Here is a 15,596-nt window from a genome sequence, read left to right as displayed (position 1 = left end):
TTTCTCGAAGTGTGAATGGATAATCAGTATAAACCGTTTGAAATCGTTCCCAACCATCACGGCTCCTAAATCTTTATCTTTTAACGCCTTAGACTATCATTCGATTGAAAACAACCGGACACTAGTGGTATCTGAATGAAAATCCAAAACCTTATGTGTGGAAGAAAGTATAGCGATATTTATGTGTCATACCACTAGTATCCAAAGAAGATAATTGACCATTGTTTTCGGGCATCGCGACGATATTCTCATCGTTCCCTAAAATCGAATCGATAGGAATTAAAGCAACTCTTCTGTCTTTCTTTAGCTTCTTCTTGATGATATTGATTAGTACAGTTTTGGAATAGGCGAGAAAAGCGTTTTTCGACTTTGTTTTCTCTGTCCGCTTAATTATTCCTTTTTCCTCTCTGTAAATTCTGTCTAAGATATTGCACATCTGACACAAGAACATTTGCATGATATCTTCCGTTTTATCCTTGTTATACGAATAATGAAAAACAATTTTCCTCATCTCCAATAAATATTCTTCACTCTGCATAAATAGCCTTTGTGAAACGTAACGTTTTAGCCCTTTTGAAAGAAGATGTAAGATTTCAAGATCAAGAATCGCAAGACGCCATACAATTTATGAATAGGGTTTACCAAGCGCGCAACAAATAATCAAATATCTTGTTATTTTCCGCAAGAATCGGGAAATGCAATGCAAAATGAATTTATATAAGAACCGTAGTACTATCTAATCGAGATATGCCTGGCGGGTTGAGCGATGCTAAATCCGCTTTTTTTGCGTCTTGAAGACCAAAGACAGACTCACCGTTCGAGGATTTTCAGGAAGTTGCTCAGCAGGCGTTTGCCTTCGACGGTTAGGATGGATTCGGGGCGAACGGGATAAGTCGGAGCCTTATCGTTCTTTCCCTCGCTGGCGATTCGGTTTACAATGAACTTTCCCATCATGACGAATACAGCTGTAAACCATGTCTTCGAAATTATTTATAATCTGCGCCGCCCTTCCCATTGAAGTAAAGCGGCTCTGCCAGCGCTGGGGCGTGGACGTCCCTTCCGCCGCAAAACCCATTTCTGCTCCCGTCACTCTCTCGAATGGCCGGGCGAGGATCGCCGTTTCCGGCGTAGGCGGCGCCCATATGCGCCGATTGTTGAACTCTCTACCCCCCGATCCCGTCAGCGGCTGGATATCCACGGGTTTTGCTGGAGCGCTGATTCCTGGCCTAGGGGCGGGAGATATCCTATCCGGAACCAGAATATCCTCGTTGGACGGCGAAGCGGTGCACCCGCTTCCTCTCTTCAACGATCCCGAAAAACGTCTCATATATTGCAGCGAATCCATAGCAAGAACGCCTCGGGAGAAACGTCAGTTGCATGAATGGACGGGCGCGGAGGCCGTGGATATGGAATCGCTCTCCGTCGCCTTGCACGCCGTTTCGCGGGGAGAGCCGTTCGGTTGGATTCGGGCGATCTCCGATTCCGCGGAGGAAACGATCACATTCGATCCCTCCCGCTGCTTGGGAGACGATGGCTTCCCTTCCCTGCTGAAAACGGGCGGCGCCCTTCTGTCCAAACCTTATTGGCTGCCCTATCTACTGCGCATGGGAAGACGCAGCCTGCGGCTAAGCCAGCGGTTAAGCCAGGCGGTGGCGGAATCGCTCCAAAAACTTTAAATCAAATCGGCGAATTCTTGATGGCAGCGCGTGAAAAGCCAATATCCCAACGCCAATGCCATCGCCGCGATTCCCCCCAATATCATCCAATGATTCCACGAAGGCCAAACGCCTTGCAACATGATTTTATGATGGATCGTAATGAAATAAGTCAATGGATTGGCTTGAATGAATAATTGAAGGGTTCGACTATCTTGGAGAGTTTCCATCGCGAGGGTATAGAAAATCGGCGCCGACCACATCAGAATCATCAGCCCGATGCTCACCAAGGGACCGATGTCCCGCAGGTAAACGTTCAGCGTGGCGAACAACAATCCCAATCCCAAAAACAAAACGATCTCCAATCCAAATACTATCGGCAACGCCAACAACGAAATCGGCGCCTTGTGCGAAAGGGGAATCAGGAACAATAGGAAAATCGCGGTGCCGATCAATTGGTTCACGATGCTGGACAACGTTAGGTAGAAGGGAAGAACCTTCGCCGGAAACCGCACCTGCTTGATGAGATGGGCGTTGTCCACAATGCACGTCGTAGAGCGGATGAGAGATTCCTGCAATGCATACCACGGCAAGAGGCCGCAGAAAATATACAGCGCCGGCGAAGCGCCTCCCGCGTCGAATCCCATGACTTCGTATTTCGCTCTGAAAATATATCCAAATACGAAAGTGTACACCAATAAGAGAATTAGTGGATTGACGACGGACCAGAAGAATCCCATCGCCGAGCCGATGTATCGAGCTTGAAGGTCTCTGCGCAAAAATTCCCAAACCAAATGCCGATGAAAAAGAATATGCCGGATGCGTTCTTTCATGAATATCCAACGATCGACTTCGGTTCGCTCCGAATCGAATCCTCCTCGCGTTCAATTTTCCGATTCATCATAATTCCGCTATTCCACCGGTCTACCGTTGTGAACGGAGCCGAGCGGCGCGCGACGACTTTCGCCTGCCCTGATTTTTGACAACAAACGCGCTTATTTTGGAAAAACAGAGCCTCGTGCAAAATTCCATTATTCCTCCCCCAAGCATGGGGGAGGTTAGGAGGGGGTTGCCTTAAGCCTAATAAAGTCAACCCCCCTCTAACTCCCCCCAAACTTGGGGGGAGAATTGTAGTGTAAACTTTATCCATTTTGCATTAGCCTCAAGCAGTCAAAAATACAAAGAAAATTGTGCCATTTCTCTTGCAATGAACAAATGAACAATCTATAATAGTGAACATAGGAGCACTCTGCCAAAGGAGGCGCGCCATGTTGAAACTGACGGCCAAACAACAAGAAATATTGAATTATATCGATGAAATGAATGCGGAACACGGCTTCCCGCCCACCTTGCGCGAAATCTGTAAAAAGTTTTCCATCGCCTCCACTAACGGCGCCCGTTATCACGTTCACCGTTTGAAAAAAATGGGCTATGTGGAAATCGAGCCGGGCAAGTCGCGCGGCTTGAAGCGCATCGGATTTCGGGAAAACAGGATGGAATCCAAACGTACATGCTCCATGCCTATCCTAGGCCGAGTGCCCGCCGGACCATTCAGCCTTGCCTCGCCCGATCTGCGGGAAGACGAGTTATCCGTCGATCCCCAGTTCTTCGGCGGACGCAAGGACGAATTGGACATCTTCGGCCTGCGAGTGCGAGGAGACAGCATGACCGGCGCGGGAATCTTCGACGGCGATATCGTCGTCGTCCGCGCTCAGGAAAACGCCGATGACGGCGACATCGTCGTCGCCCGTTTGGAAGACGACGCCACGGTGAAGCGATTGCGCCGCCGCAATAACGAAGTCTATCTCGAACCGGCTAATCCTTCCTATCAACCCATCCATTTCACAAAAGAAGAGGGAGAAAATCTGGCCTTATTGGGAATCGTCGTAGGCTTAATCCGCTCGATTTGATTTTCCTTTAGGAATTGTTCGCCATTCATGGAAACGATCACCGCGTCCATTCGTCCTGCAATTTCCTTTGAAACGACAATGGATCTTCTAATTCTCGAAATGCGGTGATTTTCCCGACAAGTTCCATCAGGCGAACAGATTCATTTTCTTGAGAAGCAAGTTGGTTCTCTTCCTGAAAAAGAACAATGACCCGGGCTTTTCGTCCAAACGCCTCGTGAAAAGCATCAGGCAACTTGCCATCGAGATCGATAACGGTTTCCATTTCAATCGCCTTCATACCGTCCTCCCATAGCAACGATTCGAATTCGTTATTGGGGATATTTTATTGCATCTTAACGCTCGCTATCAGTAGCGAAAACTCTTTACCCCTCCGCATCCTTCCCCTGAATTCACCTTGTTTCGTAGTACTGAGCCGCCTCAACGATTTCTCTCTCCGCCTCAGAGTGGAACGCAATTATTCTCATGATATAGCGGCAATAGCACGGCGGAATACTTCCTCGGCGGGAACAGCTTTCGCAGCCTCATCGCGTAATTCCTTCAGCCGACATTCGGCTTCATTCACCCACAATTGCAAATTTTCGATTTCGGAAGGCGCATTGAGGCTCAATAGGAATTTTTCGGCAAGCGCGGCTCGCTCATTTAAACTCAACTTCATAGCCTCGTTCTCGATTTCTTTTCTATTTGCAGTCATGATCTATTTTCCTTCTTCATGGCGGGGATATACTTATCAGCGAATTCATACGGATTTGAAATGAATTCCTATCCTCACCGCCCCTCACTCGGGAATGGGGACGCTTTCGATATGTACGCCGCCGTCTCCTCTCTTGCAGATGATGGTTTCTTTGGGGGGATCGGATAAATCGGGATAATCGGTGTTGTAGTGCAATCCCCGGCTTTCCTTCCGTTCCAAAGCGCAGAGTACGATCAATTCGGACACTTGGGCCAGATTGCGCAATTCCAAAAGTTCTTCCGTAATGTGACCAGCGTTGAAGTAGGAATCGATCTCGTCTTTTAGAACCGACAGCCTTTTTCGCGCCTGTCTCAGCCGGGCGTCGGAACGGACGATGCCCACGTAATCCCACATTAACAGCCGCAGCGTTTTACGGCAATTCACCAGGCGCACGGCTTCCAATTTTTCCTGATGAGGCGGACGATACCATTGCCAATCGACCTGGGGCGGCGTTTCTTTGTGCAACCCATCCTCTACGGCGCGTTCCAGCAGCCTGCGGCTGAAGACGAGCGCTTCCAGGATGGAGTTACTGGCCAGGCGGTTGGCGCCATGCACGCCGGTGCAGCTGACCTCTCCCGCAGCGAATAATCCCTTCGCGTCGGCCGCGCCCCATAAATCCGTCATCACCCCGCCGCACATATAATGCGCTGCGGGAACGATGGGAATCATGTCTTTATCCAGATTCAAGCCTTGTTCTTCGCAATAGCGGGAGATATTCGGAAACCGTTTATGGAAGAAATCGAGTCCCAAATGACGCACGTCCAGGTAGCAGAAATCGTCCCCCCGGTTTTTCATCTCATTGTCGATGGCGCGGGCGACGATGTCTCGCGGCGCCAGGTCTTTCAATGGATGATAGCCTTCCATAAAAGCCGTTCCATCCTTTGCGCGAAGAATGGCGCCCTCGCCCCGCACCGCTTCGGAAATCAGGAAAGGCCGATCGCTGTCCGGCGTATAAAAGGCGGTAGGATGGAATTGGATGAATTCCATATTGGCGATTCGGCAGCCGGTGCGATAGGCCATCGCAACGCCGTCCCCGGTAGCGATGGGAGGATTGGTGGAATAATTATAGACCAGGCCGCAGCCGCCGGTGCAGAGAATCGTTACAGACGCAAAAAACCGATCGGCTTCCCCGTTCTCTTTATCCCACACCCAGGCGCCCCAGCAACGGCGATTTTCGTCCAAAATCAGGTCGATCGCCGTATGATGTTCGAAGACGGCGACGCGGGGATGATCGCAAACGCGCTTCAAGAGAGACTTCTCCACCTCGCGCCCGGTCAGGTCCTGGGCGTGAACGATGCGGCGGAAAGAATGGCCCCCCTCGCGTCCCAGCGCCAGGCTGCCATCGTCCTTGCGCGTAAAATCGACGCCATTTTCGATCAGATTCCGGATGGCGTTGGGACCGTGAGTAACGATCAACTCCACAGAATCGCGGCGGCACAATCCCGCGCCAGCGGTTAACGTATCCCGGATATGCGCTTCGAAGGAATCGTTGGGATCGAGAACCGTGGCGATTCCCCCTTGGGCGTAATTCGTATTGGATTCGAAATCCTGCTTTTTAGTAACGAGATGAACGGTTCCATGCTCCGCCGCTTCCAATGCGGCTTTCAATCCCGCGACGCCGGAGCCAATGACAAGAAATGCGCTCTCAAAACAGGCCATAACGCTCTCCATTCCCCGTTGAAATTCAAATCGTAAGCAACGAACGAATTTCTTATGTTATACTCATCGCCATTTCGATGGCCGCATATAAATCCTTTCGCCCTCCTGGTGAGGATAAGGGGATTTTATATTGCGCAGGATGGGCTTTCATCGAAACGCAGCCCGTTATTCCCCCGATCGCGAATCGCTTTTTCGGAAAATTAAACCGTCAAATAATCGTCCGCCGTACGATTCTCCACGCGGACGAGATGGTTGTTTTCGTCGACGAATACGATTCGGTGAGAATAGGCGGCCAGTTCCTCTTCGTCCATCATGGCGAAGGAAAGCACCAATAAGACATCCCCCTTCTCGATCAACCGCGCCGCCGCCCCTTTGACGGATATAATTCCCGATCCTTTGGGCGCGGGGATGGCGTAAGTAATAAGCCGGGCGCCGTTCGTTACGTTGAAAACGTGAATTTGCTCCCCGCATACAATATCCGCCGCTTCCAGCAGATTCGTATCCACGCCCAAACTTCCGGCGTAATGGATTTCCTTGCTGGTTACGCGGACTTCTTGAATCTTGGATTTCAACATTTTTCGCTGCATAATCGTTCTTTCATCCATCGAAAATCATATTGTCGATCAATCGCGTCTTTCCAACATATATAGATCCGATATACAAGTCGCCGGACGCGATGGTTTTCACCGATTCGAATGTATTCCGATTTACGGCGCCGAGGTAGTCCAAACGGACGCCCTCCGCCGACTCGATGCGGGCGATTCCTTCCTGCAAAATCACGGACGCCTCGCATTCGCCTTCGCGGAAGCGTTCGATTCCCCGCGCCAGGGTTTGCGACAGGATCAACGCCTTCCGCCGCTCTTCCAGCGAAAGATAAACGTTGCGGGAAGACATGGCGAGTCCGTCGCTTTCCCGCACGATCGGCTGTACGGAGATTTCGACGGGATAACGCAAATCTTGCGTCATCCGCCGGATAACCGCCGCTTGCTGCGCGTCTTTCCGCCCGAAATAGGCTCGATCCGGCTGTATGATGTTAAAGAGTATCGCCACTACCGTACAGACGCCTCGGAAATGGCCGGGACGAGCCTCGCCGCACCAGCCCCGGCTTGGTTGGGGCGGTTCGATATAAGTAGAAAAACCTTCGGGATAAATCTCTGCGCGAGAAGGAAGAAAAACCCAATCTACGCCCTCTTTTTCCAGCCAATGGAGGTCGCGGGCTTCATCGCGGGGATACTGCTCGAAATCCTCGCCGGGAACGAATTGAGTGGGATTGACGTAAATCGAAACGGCCGTGCGGTCGTTCTCCGCCTTCGACGCCCGCACCAGGGATAAATGGCCTTCGTGAAGATATCCCATTGTGGGGACGAAGCCAAGGCTCCCTCCTCTCCGGCTGCGATCCCCCGCCGCTTGCATTTCCAAAGCTGTCCTGACGATTTTCAACGATTTTCCTAAAGTAAAAAATCACATGAATTTAAAAGATGGTTCGAACGTTGAGCAGTGCGCCGCCCGACGAATCATCATTCATCATTCATAATAAAACCGCTGCTCCTTTTGGGGTAGTGGTTCGGCGGCGATTGTCAAGAAAGATGCATATTCTTTTCCCGCACCTCTTCTTCATCGAGAGAAGCAAGAACATTCTCGTCAATGGAATAGCTTTCGTCCAGCGTGGGGAACGATCCGTCTTTGACAGCTTGGCCGAACTCCTGAAATGCGCGCACGGATTCGTCGCCGAGATGGGCGAATCGCCGTACGAAATGGGGTTGAAACGCCGTAAACAGCCCTAGCATATCGGCGTAGACAAGCACTTGCCCGTCGCAATGCGGCCCGGCGCCGATTCCGATCGTGGGAACCGTCATGCGCCGCGTAATCCGTTTCGCCACGCCCCAAGGAACCGCTTCGATCACGATGGCAAAAGCCCCAGCCTCCTGCACGGCTTCGGCGTCGCGCAGTAAGGCCTTGGCGGCTTCGGCGGTTTTGCCCTGCACCTTATGCCCGCCCAGATTCTTGCAAGACTGCGGCCCCAAGCCCACATGGCCCATGACGGGAATCCCCGCCTCCACCATCCGGCGGATGGCGCGCGTGGATTGCAGGCCGCCTTCCAACTTGACCGCGTCTGCGGCGCCTTCCTTCAAGAGACGCCCCGCATTGCGCACCGCTTCTTCCGCGTCGATCTGGTAAGATAGAAACGGCATGTCGCCGATCACCAGCGCCCGCTTCACTGCGCGGCGCACGGCGCGGGTATGATAGATCATCTCGTCCATCGTTACAGGCAGCGTGTCTTCATGTCCCTGCACAACCATGCCGAGCGAATCGCCGACTAAAAGCGCATCGATTCCCGCCTGGTCCATCAACGTGGCGAACGTATAGTCGTAAGCGGTCAGCATGGAGATTTTCTCTCCGCGATTCTTCATTCGCAGCAAATCGGGAGCGGTAATTCGTTTCGTACTCATTTTTGTCCACCGATATCCTCGTAGCGAAGGAAAATCGTAGGATGGATCGCGTTTTTTGATCCATCAATGATTCCTTTCATTAATAACTCATGTTACCCAGCCAGTACTTCCATGCCATTGAAAAAATCGTACGAAATGGCGTTGGGTTTTAAAGATTATTACTTTTTCGAATCGCCAAAAGGGTTGAATTCCACGAAGTTTCTCATCCCAACCTTTAAAGGCTGGGCTATTGTCAAATGCCCCTTTAAAGGGGCAAACGACAATAGCCCGTCGTTTCAACGGCGGGTGAACGTATGGATTTTTTTTCGTGTTGTTCTTTTTCATTTCGTGTCTTCGTGATTCAAACGACGATAGTAAGAGATTACTTTAATCTTCCATTCCGCGTAACATGAGTTAATAATGATGGGTCAAAAAACGCGACCTATCCTACTTTTTCGAATCTGGGTAAATTCATCATTCCTCATTCATTTTACCCGTTCCAACGCCAATCGCCGAGGGAAGTTCAATCCCGCAACGCCGCCGGAGACTCTTGGCGGACCAGCCACGCCTCTTCGCCTGCGATAACGTCAAGAAAATTCGCAAAGGGAACATGAGCGACGCCATGTTCGCGGCAGTGATCGAGCAGGTTTCGCTTAGCGTATATTTGTTCGCATTTCAACGCCCCGCATACATCGGAAACGCCGTCGCCGATATAGACGCGCCGCTTGTCCGCATGAGGCGCGATGTGTTGGCATTTGCAATGGGCCATGTCCCGCTCGCAATCCTTGACGTTCAAGGGGAATTCTACATTGATGCCGTCGTCCGTCCATTTCATCCGGTTGCTGAAATAGGTCAGATGCGTCAACCCTTCTTTTTCCAGCAGAAGATCGATGTAGTAATCGTACCCATCGGACACGATAATCATCTCCGACCCGCGACCCTCCGCCCAGCGGACGAAATCGTGAAACGTGGGATCGATGCCGATGGCGTAGACCCGTTGCCGGATTTCCTCCTCGCGAGGTTTGATAATGGAAGCCAGAAGCAAGTTGCACTGCCGCGAGGAAATTTCGCCCAGCAGGTAGCGTCCGACCACGTCTTCCCGCGCCGCCGGATCGCAGAATTTTACGATGTCGTCCCACACGTCGCGTGAGGAGATGGTATGGTCAAAATCGACGAAATAAATCGTTTCCCTATTCGATTTCATCTTTTTCCATTCGATTTATTACCGAATTTCGATAAGGCCGGTTTCCCCACTATCGAAACGGCAAGTTGAAATTCAAAAACAAACATTTAGTATACATAGAGAAAGAGAATATGAGGATACGCGCGGAAGCCGTTCCCGCCGCTCACATTTCCGCCGCTTCGAAGGTACAATAACTCATTGGAAATCCATCGACGTTTTTTTAGGAGATATACTTTGCCGTTTTCCCAATCATCCATAAAACCAATCCGATCCACAACCATTCTCGCCGTTCGCCGGGGAGAGGAAGTCGTCATCGCCGGCGACGGCCAGGTTACGCTGGGCGATACGATTATGAAACAGTCCGCCAAAAAAGTGCGGACGATGTACGACGATGAAATTCTGGCAGGATTCGCGGGCGCCTCGGCGGACGCTTTTACGCTCTTCGAAAAATTCGAAGCCAAACTGGACGAATACAAAGGAAATCTTACCCGCTCCGCCGTGGAGTTGGCGAAAGAATGGCGCACAGATAAAATGCTGCGTCATTTGGAAGCGCTGCTCATCGTCTGCGACTCGGAAAAGATGCTGGTCATCTCCGGCACCGGCGACGTCATCGAACCGGACGACAATGTGATCGCCATCGGCTCCGGCGGCGCCTACGCCCAGGCGGCGGCGAAAGCGCTCCTGAAATTCACCGATCTGCCTCTGAAGCGCATCGTCGAAGAATCCATGAAACTGGCGGCGGAAATCTGCATCTTCACCAACGACCGCCTCGTCTTCGAATCGTTGCCGAAGCCCGAAACCGATAACGGGAACGAGAAAAAAAAGAAATCGTAAACGAATCAAGGAAAAAGGATGAACGAACAAAACGTGAGTACGGAATTCGCCATAAAAAATCAGACTACGTTGGAGGGATTGACGCCCAAACAAATCGTCCAAGAGTTGGATAAATACATCGTTGGCCAGGACGACGCCAAAAAATCGGTCGCCATCGCTCTGCGCAACCGGCTGCGCCGCCGCGCCCTCGAACCGGATATGCGGGAAGACGTCTATCCCAAGAATATCATCATGATCGGCCCCACCGGCGTCGGCAAAACGGAAATCGCCCGCCGCCTCGCCCGTTTGGTCGACGCCCCCTTCGTAAAAGTGGAAGCCTCCAAATTCACCGAAGTGGGTTATGTGGGGCGCGACGTGGAATCGATCGTCCGCGACCTGGTGGAACTCGCCGTCACCCATCAGCGCGCGCAAAAGATCGAGGAATGCCGGAACGCCGCCGAAAAAGGAGCAGAAAATCGCCTGCTCGATCTTCTCATCCCGGCGCACATGCCCCGCACGTACAGCGATCCCAACCGCTTCCAGGAGGAAGAAAAAACGCAGGAACTGCGCCTGGAAGCCACGCGGGAAAAATTCCGCGCCATGCTTCGCGAGGGCAAATTGGAAGATCGCCTCGTCGAACCTGAAGTGACGGAGCGCGCCAGTAATGTCGTCGTCGGCGTGCCTCCGGGCGCGGGATTCGAAGAGATCGGCATCGATCTCAAGGACATGGTGGAAAAGATGCTCCCCACCCGCAAAAAGCGCAAGAAGATGAAAGTCTCCGAAGCCCGTCCGATTTTGATTCAGGAAGAAGCGGACCGCCTCGTCGATATGGATCAAATCGTACAAGACGCCGTGGAGAAAGTAGAGCAATCCGGCATCGTCTTTCTGGACGAAATCGACAAAATCGTCGGACGCGAAGGCGGCAGCGGACCCGATGTTTCACGCTCCGGCGTGCAACGGGACATCCTGCCCCTCGTCGAAGGCTCCACCGTCTTCACGAAGTACGGCATGGTGAGAACCGACCACATCCTCTTTATCGCCGCCGGGGCTTTTCACGGATCGAGTCCTTCCGACCTCATCCCGGAATTGCAAGGCCGCTTCCCCATCCGCGTCGAATTGGACGATCTGGACGAAGAGGATTTCAAGCGCATCCTCAAAGAGCCGAAAAATTCGCTCCTGCGCCAATACGCCGCCCTCCTGATTACAGAGGGCGTTACTATCGAATTCAGGGACGACGCCGTAGAGGAACTCGCCGCCATGGCCGCGCGCATCAACGACGAAACGGAAAACATCGGCGCGCGGCGCCTGCACACGATCATGGAAGCGCTTCTGGAAAATATCTCCTACGAAGCGCCGGAACGGGCGGGAGAAACCATCGTCATCGACAGGGATTTCGTTAAAGAAAAATTGGGCGATATCGTCGAAGACGCAGACTTGTCGCGCTATATCCTCTAATCCGGCCTAAAATTGCTTTGGAAATGGCAGAAATGTAGGGTACCAGGGCAAAGTTGTTTTTGCCCTTGAATAAAGCCGTATTTATTCAACGGTAGAAAAAATTCTCTTCACATCATCAGGGTTAGATAAAACCTTGACCTTGCGCACGGCGATAAGCATTTTCCAAAGGGTAAAACAGGCGTCCCGCCTGTTTTAGGTTTCACTTGCAGGCGGGACGCCTGCTTTACCCGGTTGGAGATAATCGTTTATGGCGTGGACAAAAATATCTGCTTTTTTTAAGACAGTTTCCGCCATGGCCAGCGTTGGCGATTCAGTAATTTGGTAATCGGATTCTTGGCGCAGATCGAATAGATCGTGAAAATTTTTCGATAGTTCTTTGGGGAATATTCCTTTTAATACAAATTCCGTATCGAATAAGCTAATTGCGCCGGTATGTTTACGAGGAACTTTTCCCACTTTCTGCAAGAGAGCCAACGCGGCGTAAAACATGGCGTAATAAGAACGGTTAACAATGCTGCGAGGATTGCGTTGGCCTTCAAATAAAAATTTCGCGTCTTCAAGGGAGCTTTCGGCTTGTTGCAAGCGGTATTGGACTAGAATCCGAACATCGTCCTCTTTCATATCGGAACGCCTTCCTTCTCAATTGCGAGGGCCAGCAATGAATGCTTCTCCGGCCCATTTTCCCAATCTTCCCGCGAATAGACTACCGTAGAAACCACGATCCCTCGGCCAAATCCTGCTTCCCAAGCGCATTCGCTGACGATCTCCCGCATCCGTTGCGTATAGCGGCCTTCCACGATGACAAGCACGTCCATATCGGAATCCGGATCGGCGTCGCCGCGCGCGCGAGAGCCGAATAGAATCATGCGATGAAGTGGAATCCGTTGACTCAATAACGATTTGAGATCGTCGAGTATTTGCTTCTCCAAGAAGTTCATAAAACGGTTTCCTTCGGAAATTATTTCGGTAAATTATTATAACGCATTTCCAAAATCTGCGTTTAGGATATCTTTTTATCTGAATCCGTATCGTAGGGCGCCAGGACAAGGTTGTTTTTGCCCTTGAATAATGCCGTATTTATTCAACAGTGGAAAAAATTTTCCTCCCATAATCTAAGGGCAGATAAAAGCTTGCCCTTGCCACCCGTGGTGTAAACCTCCCCCCTACTCGATTAGGAAAATTCCCATTTCTACGAGGTTCTTTCAAAAACGGAGTAGATATTCTATTGCTGCTTTTCCTTCATCGGCGAGATCAGCCATGAATCCTTTTTCTTTTCCCACCACTGCCTTGCCAGCTCCACTTTTTCCTGCTTTGATAACGACGGCAAGGCCTTCTCCTGCTCCTTCGCATAAGCCGTAAGGCCGCCGTCCGTCCAGAAATTCACGTATTCCATCAACATTTCGCCCTCTTGATCGCCGCTGTCTTTCATCGCTTCCACTGCATACGGCAAGGCGAAAATACCGCACTCTTTCAATTCTTTCTTCGCCTTTTCCTTCATTTCCGAATTTCCGGATTTTGGGATCAAAGCGTAATTTTCATTAAACCTTGTTTTTATATAATCGTAAATTTTTCCTTCATACCTAAGTTTAAGAAAATATTGATAGGTATGTCCACAATTATTTAAACTTTGTAATGCTTTATCTTTATCCCTGTATTTTGTGATTTTGCGTAAAGCAAGCCAAAAGCATTCTTTATAACCTGGATTTTCTTCCTTATTTAACCGATCAATGATGAATGGAACATAAGTTGGATTCAATCTCGTTATTTTTTGAAATTTATCGCTATTTACATAAGGCCCCCAAACGGATTGAGTAATATCCCTTTCTTTTTTTACCCATTCTATCCAATCATCAATCAATAAATCCAACTTCATCTTCTTTTCGGTATCGAGTTTAATTTTTTCTTCATCTTTATAAGAAAAATTTTGAATTTCTGGATTATGCTCATTATTTTCTATGGCGACAGCGTAACAAACTGATCCCATATTCATATAGTCTATCATGCTGCTACTCATAACAATAATTACTATTAATTTTTTAATTTTCATGTTATGCGCCCTTTCCTGAGAAATTGATAAAATCCAGAAAAGGAAGATAGGCCGCGTTTTGCAGCCTATCGGTTTTAAAGAAATAAAACAAGCGATGGACGAACAGCGCAGCCCATTATACATTGCTACTTAAAAACTTTAAATTTAGGTTCTTTATCCGGATTCCACTTTTCCCTTACGCCATCCATAATATCGACAATCTTATTGGCCATGCTATTTATTTCTTTAATATACCAATCTTCTTTTTCCTTAAAATTCGTATTTTTTAATTTCTCGTATTCGCGATTGTTTATTTTTTCTTTAACCTTGATAACCGCCACGCGATACTTTTTCATATCATCATGATAATATACAACCATGGCGAATAAAACAATATAATCGACTTCAATATTCTTATGGCCAAGATGGCTTACAACAATATCGATATATTCCTTATGCTCATCGAATCTTTTCCCCAATTGCCACAATAATTCTTCAAATACGCTATAACCCATTAAGTCGTCGTTTTTTAGCAAATAATCCATAAATGGAATTAGTTCTTTTTGAATATCGATTCCCGCTTTAAAAATTTTATCGATAATTCTTTCTCTAAAATCCAATTGAAAGAATGTAGGATAATCTTTCTTTTCCGTATCACTTTCATCAATGGGGCTATAGCTAACATATTTTCCCTTTTGGAAATCGTAAATTTTCTTAAGGACTTCCAGCCAGATATTAGCTCCTTCTTTCTTTTCGAAATTAGAAATAAGTCGATCAAGATACGTGGGCTCGCCTTGAGAAAATTTTTGGAGAAAAATCAGCACCGACTCCGGCGGCAAATTCTTCAACTTAACAAATTGATCGACATTCGCATATTTAAAAAAATAACTATCGTAAATATGATCGACCAGCCATTGCGCTTTTTCCTTCGCGATCGTCAGTTGAGACGGAAAGTCCAAATCTAATTCTTTCTCCTCTGATAAGGAAGCAGAAATGCAAAAAAAGAATGCGATTCCAACTGTGAAAAACAATGAGTAAAGTCTCGTTTTTAAATTATTCGCTATTTTTTTCATAATTACACCTCTTACAGTTTTAATTGAATAATTGGAGAGCTTTGCTCCACATATTTGACTTCTGCGTACTTGTTAAATTATTGCCACCATAATCATAGGTTCCACACATTAAGTTCCACCACGTACCAATATCCGGTTCACCCAATAAATGACCATTCTCATGGGCAAATATCCATCCAAAATCTAAACTCCCATCACCCCTAATAAGCATTAAGTGATACATTGAATTTATAAGGTACAGACCATAAATATTTTTTTGATATGTTCCTGAACCTGAATCATAAAGCCATATCGAACTTACAAGTACAGCATTTACAGGACCAATTGTAGCAGTTCTGTATGTATCCCAAGCATGAGTAAAAGAATCACTTTGTTGAGGCCCTAAAACTATTATAGGAGAACTCGTCAGTAGCGTATCAGTTGTTATAGATGGGCTTGTATCAAGATCAACTTTAACTTGATCTAATATGCCATCCGCTCCATTCGTCATAGTATTAATTTTACTAGTACCCCAAACCGTAGTTGTATTTCTTATATGTAACAGGTCAGCCATCAGAAGTGAGAAAGGGAGGGAATGGGGGTAAATGGCCGGTGCGGATATATTCCCGAAGCGCGGCGACGAGGGTTTGGATCGGATGGTATCCGCGTCGTTTCAGCGTGCGA

18 protein-coding genes are annotated in these 15,596 nt (G+C 48.8%); 4 read left to right on the top strand and 14 right to left on the bottom strand.

Annotation, left to right across the window (positions count from 1 at the left end; genetic code table 11):
- Positions 1-810 precede the first annotated feature (810 nt).
- A complete protein-coding gene (locus tag AB1656_07710) occupies positions 811-954 on the bottom strand; it encodes a hypothetical protein (GenBank protein MEW6235257.1) in 144 nt (47 codons plus the stop codon).
- A gap of 20 nt (positions 955-974) precedes the next feature.
- Here AB1656_07710 and AB1656_07705 point away from each other — a divergent pair, with 20 nt between their 5' ends.
- Positions 975-1,676: a hypothetical protein gene (locus AB1656_07705; protein MEW6235256.1), complete on the top strand. Its 702-nt coding sequence runs from the start codon at positions 975-977 to the stop codon at positions 1,674-1,676.
- Here AB1656_07705 and AB1656_07700 read toward each other — a convergent pair.
- Positions 1,673-2,488 carry an ABC transporter permease gene (locus AB1656_07700; protein MEW6235255.1) on the bottom strand — a complete coding sequence of 272 codons (816 nt, stop codon included), beginning with the start codon at positions 2,486-2,488 and terminating at the stop codon, positions 1,673-1,675. The genes AB1656_07705 and AB1656_07700 overlap by 4 nt on opposite strands.
- 435 nt (positions 2,489-2,923) lie before the next feature.
- Between AB1656_07700 and lexA the strand changes: the two genes are divergently transcribed.
- Positions 2,924-3,565, top strand: coding sequence for a transcriptional repressor LexA (lexA, locus tag AB1656_07695; GenBank protein ID MEW6235254.1), 642 nt, complete (start codon positions 2,924-2,926; stop codon positions 3,563-3,565).
- Between the two features lie 37 nt (positions 3,566-3,602).
- On the opposite strand, the gene AB1656_07690 is transcribed toward lexA, so the two are convergent.
- From AB1656_07690 to AB1656_07660, 7 genes are all read right to left on the bottom strand, one after another.
- Positions 3,603-3,842 (bottom strand): hypothetical protein, encoded by a 240-nt coding sequence (locus tag AB1656_07690; protein MEW6235253.1) that lies wholly within the window; start codon positions 3,840-3,842, stop codon positions 3,603-3,605.
- Between the two features lie 183 nt (positions 3,843-4,025).
- Positions 4,026-4,256: an addiction module protein gene (locus AB1656_07685; protein ID MEW6235252.1), complete on the bottom strand. Its 231-nt coding sequence runs from the start codon at positions 4,254-4,256 to the stop codon at positions 4,026-4,028.
- An 84-nt stretch (positions 4,257-4,340) separates the two neighbouring features.
- Positions 4,341-5,954, bottom strand: coding sequence for an L-aspartate oxidase (gene nadB / locus AB1656_07680; GenBank protein ID MEW6235251.1), 1,614 nt, complete (start codon positions 5,952-5,954; stop codon positions 4,341-4,343).
- A gap of 200 nt (positions 5,955-6,154) precedes the next feature.
- Positions 6,155-6,541: an aspartate 1-decarboxylase gene (gene panD, locus AB1656_07675; GenBank protein ID MEW6235250.1), complete on the bottom strand. Its 387-nt coding sequence runs from the start codon at positions 6,539-6,541 to the stop codon at positions 6,155-6,157.
- A 10-nt stretch (positions 6,542-6,551) separates the two neighbouring features.
- Positions 6,552-7,394 carry a pantoate--beta-alanine ligase gene (panC, locus tag AB1656_07670; protein ID MEW6235249.1) on the bottom strand — a complete coding sequence of 281 codons (843 nt, stop codon included), beginning with the start codon at positions 7,392-7,394 and terminating at the stop codon, positions 6,552-6,554.
- Positions 7,395-7,531: 137 nt separating this feature from the next.
- Positions 7,532-8,404: a 3-methyl-2-oxobutanoate hydroxymethyltransferase gene (gene panB, locus AB1656_07665; GenBank protein ID MEW6235248.1), complete on the bottom strand. Its 873-nt coding sequence runs from the start codon at positions 8,402-8,404 to the stop codon at positions 7,532-7,534.
- A 502-nt stretch (positions 8,405-8,906) separates the two neighbouring features.
- On the bottom strand, positions 8,907-9,587 hold the full coding sequence (locus tag AB1656_07660) for an MtnX-like HAD-IB family phosphatase (protein ID MEW6235247.1): 681 nt from the start codon (positions 9,585-9,587) through the stop codon (positions 8,907-8,909).
- 213 nt (positions 9,588-9,800) lie between these two features.
- Between AB1656_07660 and hslV the strand changes: the two genes are divergently transcribed.
- Both hslV and hslU read left to right on the top strand, forming a co-directional pair.
- The gene (gene hslV, locus AB1656_07655) at positions 9,801-10,400 is read left to right on the top strand and encodes an ATP-dependent protease subunit HslV (GenBank protein ID MEW6235246.1); all 600 of its coding nucleotides are present in this window, start codon (positions 9,801-9,803) and stop codon (positions 10,398-10,400) included.
- Between the two features lie 18 nt (positions 10,401-10,418).
- Positions 10,419-11,834, top strand: coding sequence for an ATP-dependent protease ATPase subunit HslU (hslU, locus tag AB1656_07650; GenBank protein MEW6235245.1), 1,416 nt, complete (start codon positions 10,419-10,421; stop codon positions 11,832-11,834).
- Between the two features lie 192 nt (positions 11,835-12,026).
- On the opposite strand, the gene AB1656_07645 is transcribed toward hslU, so the two are convergent.
- The 5 genes from AB1656_07645 to AB1656_07625 form a co-directional block, all read right to left on the bottom strand.
- On the bottom strand, positions 12,027-12,455 hold the full coding sequence (locus AB1656_07645; protein MEW6235244.1) for a HEPN domain-containing protein: 429 nt from the start codon (positions 12,453-12,455) through the stop codon (positions 12,027-12,029).
- Complete coding sequence (locus AB1656_07640; GenBank protein MEW6235243.1) at positions 12,452-12,772, bottom strand: nucleotidyltransferase domain-containing protein; 321 nt, start codon at positions 12,770-12,772, stop codon at positions 12,452-12,454. The genes AB1656_07645 and AB1656_07640 overlap by 4 nt, the downstream gene beginning before the upstream one ends.
- A 284-nt stretch (positions 12,773-13,056) precedes the next feature.
- Positions 13,057-13,881, bottom strand: coding sequence for a hypothetical protein (locus tag AB1656_07635; GenBank protein ID MEW6235242.1), 825 nt, complete (start codon positions 13,879-13,881; stop codon positions 13,057-13,059).
- Positions 13,882-14,006: 125 nt separating this feature from the next.
- Entirely contained in the window at positions 14,007-14,933 is a 927-nt protein-coding gene (locus tag AB1656_07630; GenBank protein MEW6235241.1) for a hypothetical protein, read from the bottom strand.
- A 19-nt stretch (positions 14,934-14,952) separates the two neighbouring features.
- Complete coding sequence (locus tag AB1656_07625) at positions 14,953-15,423, bottom strand: hypothetical protein (protein ID MEW6235240.1); 471 nt, start codon at positions 15,421-15,423, stop codon at positions 14,953-14,955.
- Positions 15,424-15,596 lie beyond the last annotated feature (173 nt).

This window comes from Candidatus Omnitrophota bacterium (genome assembly GCA_040755155.1).
GTDB lineage: Bacteria > Hinthialibacterota > Hinthialibacteria > Hinthialibacterales > Hinthialibacteraceae > JBFMBP01.
Note: the sequence above shows the minus strand (reverse complement) of the source record. Positions and strands in the feature narration are given on the sequence as shown.

Bases quoted from the DNA above. Each gene is read 5' to 3' on its own strand.
- AB1656_07690 (MEW6235253.1), bottom strand. From the start codon at position 3,842: ATGAAGGCGATTGAAATGGAAACCGTTATCGATCTCGATGGCAAGTTG.
- AB1656_07660 (MEW6235247.1), bottom strand. From the start codon at position 9,587: ATGAAATCGAATAGGGAAACGATTTATTTCGTCGATTTTGACCATACC.
- lexA (MEW6235254.1), top strand. From the start codon at position 2,924: ATGTTGAAACTGACGGCCAAACAACAAGAAATATTGAATTATATCGAT.
- panD (MEW6235250.1), bottom strand. From the start codon at position 6,541: ATGCAGCGAAAAATGTTGAAATCCAAGATTCAAGAAGTCCGCGTAACC.
- AB1656_07630 (MEW6235241.1), bottom strand. From the start codon at position 14,933: ATGAAAAAAATAGCGAATAATTTAAAAACGAGACTTTACTCATTGTTT.
- AB1656_07700 (MEW6235255.1), bottom strand. From the start codon at position 2,488: ATGAAAGAACGCATCCGGCATATTCTTTTTCATCGGCATTTGGTTTGG.
- AB1656_07705 (MEW6235256.1), top strand. From the start codon at position 975: ATGTCTTCGAAATTATTTATAATCTGCGCCGCCCTTCCCATTGAAGTA.
- AB1656_07640 (MEW6235243.1), bottom strand. From the start codon at position 12,772: ATGAACTTCTTGGAGAAGCAAATACTCGACGATCTCAAATCGTTATTG.
- AB1656_07685 (MEW6235252.1), bottom strand. From the start codon at position 4,256: ATGACTGCAAATAGAAAAGAAATCGAGAACGAGGCTATGAAGTTGAGT.
- nadB (MEW6235251.1), bottom strand. From the start codon at position 5,954: ATGGCCTGTTTTGAGAGCGCATTTCTTGTCATTGGCTCCGGCGTCGCG.
- AB1656_07645 (MEW6235244.1), bottom strand. From the start codon at position 12,455: ATGAAAGAGGACGATGTTCGGATTCTAGTCCAATACCGCTTGCAACAA.
- hslU (MEW6235245.1), top strand. From the start codon at position 10,419: ATGAACGAACAAAACGTGAGTACGGAATTCGCCATAAAAAATCAGACT.
- AB1656_07625 (MEW6235240.1), bottom strand. From the start codon at position 15,423: ATGACGAATGGAGCGGATGGCATATTAGATCAAGTTAAAGTTGATCTT.
- AB1656_07635 (MEW6235242.1), bottom strand. From the start codon at position 13,881: ATGAAAATTAAAAAATTAATAGTAATTATTGTTATGAGTAGCAGCATG.
- AB1656_07710 (MEW6235257.1), bottom strand. From the start codon at position 954: ATGATGGGAAAGTTCATTGTAAACCGAATCGCCAGCGAGGGAAAGAAC.
- panB (MEW6235248.1), bottom strand. From the start codon at position 8,404: ATGAGTACGAAACGAATTACCGCTCCCGATTTGCTGCGAATGAAGAAT.